Genomic DNA, 633 nt, shown 5'->3' on the forward strand with positions numbered 1-633 from the left:
GTCAGCGCCCAGGCCGGGCCGCTGAGCAGGCGCGCGCCGCCGCGGAAGCGGCTGTGCAGCAGGCGCGCCAGGGTGACCAGGGCGCCCAGCGCCAGCACCCCGGCGGCCAGGCCGGGCGCTGGCCACAGCGCGACGAACACCAGCACCCAGACCGGCGCCCAGCGTTCGCGGACTTCGGGCAAGGCAGAAGCGGACAGGGAACCGTCAGGACCGGAGTTCGTCATAGATCGCCAGGGTGCTGCGCTGCATCGCCTGCAGCGTATAGGGGAGCGTCGCCGGCGGCACCGGCGGATGTGCCAGCAGTGTGCGCGCGGCCGCCAGCAGGGCCACGGCGTCGAAGGTCGCCACGGCGCCGGCGGGCTGCAGCTGCGCCAGCAATTCGCCGACCCCGCCATGCGCCCAGCCCAGCACCGGCCGCCCGACCGCCAGCGCCTCGACCACGGTGCGACCGAACGCCTCGGGCTTGCGCGACAGCTGCAGCACCAGGTCGCTGGCGGCGTAGGCGTCGGCGATGCGTGCGGTCGGCGGCGTGAACGCCACCGCGTCGGCCACGCCGAGGGTCGCCGCCTCGGCTTCCAGTTCGCGGATGTAGGCCTCGCGCCCGGCCTCGCGCGCGCCCGGCAGCCACAGCCA

The 633-nt window shown here is 75.8% G+C and carries 1 protein-coding gene and 1 pseudogene; both read right to left on the reverse strand.

From position 1 onward, the window contains the following. Window positions 1-224: pseudogene (locus D588_RS25250) on the reverse strand (O-antigen ligase family protein); the annotation flags it as partial. Continuing rightward, a partial coding sequence (locus D588_RS0117735) for a glycosyltransferase (protein ID WP_017916928.1) occupies window positions 205-633 on the reverse strand: 429 nt, incomplete at its 5' end. The pseudogene D588_RS25250 and the gene D588_RS0117735, both read right to left, overlap by 20 nt.

The organism is Xanthomonas sp. SHU 308, from assembly GCF_000364645.1.
In the GTDB taxonomy this organism is placed as follows: domain Bacteria; phylum Pseudomonadota; class Gammaproteobacteria; order Xanthomonadales; family Xanthomonadaceae; genus Xanthomonas_A; species Xanthomonas_A sontii.